Genomic DNA, 2,192 nt, shown 5'->3' on the forward strand with positions numbered 1-2,192 from the left:
GCGGCTCGGGCGGGTCCCGCGGCGTATGGGCTCCCCCGGCGCCCCGCCCCCGGGGGGGGGCCGGCCGGCCGGCCGGGCCGAATAGGCCGATCCAGGCGACCACCGGCTCCATCGGCACGCCCGCCTCGCGCAGCGTCGGCACGTTCGGCAATTGCGGCATCCGCTCGGGCCCCGTCACCGCCAGCGCGCGCAGCTTGCCGTCCGCGATCTGGCCGAGCACGCCGGCGGGTGCCGCCATGAACATCTGCAGCCGCCCCGCCACCAGGTCGAGCACCGCCTGAGCCACGCCCCGATAGGAGATGTGCTCGGCCCGGAAGCCTTCCTTGCGCGCGAAATCCTCGGTGGCGAGGTGGGAGAGCGTGCCGGGCCCGGTGGAGCCGTAGTTCAGCTTGCCCGGATTGGCCTTCGCATAGGCCACCAGCTCCCGAACGGTGTTGGCGGGCACCGAGGGATGCACCGCCAGCACGAAGGGCAGCCGCGCAAGCAGCGAGATCGGCGTCAGGTCGGTGGCCGGATCGTAGCCGAGGTTCGGGTTCAGCACCTTCGCCGTGCTGCCCGGCCCGCCGATGGTCACGCCGATGGTGTGGCCGTCCGTGGCGCGCGCGATCGCCTCGGTGCCGATGTTCCCGCCGCCGCCGCTGCGGTTCTCCACGACCACCGGCTGGCCCAGCACCTTGGCGAGATGCTCGCTCACCACGCGGGCCGCGGTGTCGGGGGTGGAGCCGCCGGGGAAGGCGACGATGATGCGCACCGGGCGGTCCGGCCAGCCGGACTGGGCGCCGGCGATGGTCGGCAGGGTGGCGAGGGTGGCGGCGCCGAGCACGCCGCGACGGGTGAGGGTCATCGGGGTTCCTCCCTGGTGCGATTGATCCGCACCCAAGCCCGGCTGGCGGCCGGGGGCAAGATCATCCGGCGCGGGCGAGGGTGGTGCGCGGATGCACGAAGCCGCGCACCGGGTAGCCCGTGACGCCGAGATCGTTGATCCGCGGATACCACACCCGCACCACGGACCAGTCATTGCCGGGCGAGATGTCCACAACGCGCTGGCCGGTAGCGATGCGCCCCTTGGCCCCGCCGGAGGCCCAGTTGGCGTGATCCACCAGGATCTCCCGCCGGCTGACCACGCGCGTCACCACCGCCACATGTCCGTCGCGCATGCGGCTGGTGCGGTTCAGCACCAGCACGCTGCCGGGGCTCGGCGTGCGGGAGCGGTCGTAGCGCCCGGCGGCCGCGTCCCACCAGGTCCAGGCATCGCCCTGCAGCGCGATGCCGGACCGCGCCCGCGCATAGGGCACGCAGGAGGTGGGCTCGCTGATGCCGGCGCCGGGCGCCGGCGCGCGGCTGGTGCCGCAGGCAGCCAGGGCAAGCAGAAGCAGCATGGCAAGGGCGCGCCGCATGCTGCTGTTTTACTTGATGGATGGCCGCGCCGCCACCACCGAAACGTCGTCAGCGGATCTCGTGCAGGCGGCTGTTCGGCCAGGCTTCGGTCGCCAGGCACCAGTTCGGCTGGCCCGGTTCCGCATCCGCGGCGCAGCCGGGCCACCAATCCTCCCGGCAGACGGTGTTGCGCTGCGTCTGCCAGCCCCGGGCGGAGCGGCAGCGGGCCCAGTTGGCCGGCGAGGAGGCGACCGAGGCGAAATACACCGTCTCCATCCACAGGTCGCCGATCGCCTCGAAGGCCGGGATCATGCTGGTCAGCACCGGCCATTTCGGCGGCTCTGCGGGCCGCGCCACGGCCAGCGCGCCGCGCCCGACCGCGCGGTGGTAGCCGCGCAGGAAATGCGCCTCCAGCCGCACGCCGAAGCTGCCGCCGGAACTGCCGAGCACCATCTCGGCCTGGATCCGGTCGCAGGCATCGGGCAGCACCAGCGCGGTCGGGAAGACGAAGGTGGTGCCGAAGAAGCTGCCGAGGCGGGAGAACAGGTCCACCTCGAAGAAGTAGCCGACGGCCCGCAGGCGCGAGACGGTGTCGTCCAGATGCGCGGCCTCGCCGCCCTCCGGCACCCGCGCCCAGCGGCGCGTCACCTGCGCCCAGGCTTCCGCCGCCCGGGGCTGATGCGGATCGGTGATCGCCCAGTGGCGCTCGAGGCCGGCGTCGAAGCGCCGCGCCGCGCCCGCGCGCCCCTGCCCCAACGTGCGCGGCCGGCTCTCCCCCGCGCCGCTCGCGCCCCCGGGCCCCCAGTGGGCGGGGG

General features: G+C 74.2%; 3 protein-coding genes. All 3 read right to left on the reverse strand.

All coding sequences use genetic code 11. The annotated features are described in order from the left end of the window. Positions 1-844 (reverse strand): Bug family tripartite tricarboxylate transporter substrate binding protein (locus tag AC1MIR_RS18815; protein WP_480029719.1); only part of this gene is annotated, 844 nt, incomplete at its 3' end. A gap of 61 nt (positions 845-905) precedes the next feature. Beyond that, positions 906-1,397: a CHAP domain-containing protein gene (locus AC1MIR_RS18820; RefSeq protein WP_480029720.1), complete on the reverse strand. Its 492-nt coding sequence runs from the start codon at positions 1,395-1,397 to the stop codon at positions 906-908. Positions 1,398-1,446: 49 nt separating this feature from the next. Continuing rightward, on the reverse strand, positions 1,447-2,192 hold a 746-nt coding region (locus AC1MIR_RS18825; protein WP_480029721.1), incomplete at its 5' end, for a hypothetical protein.

The organism is Falsiroseomonas sp. RANM36, from assembly GCF_056682175.1.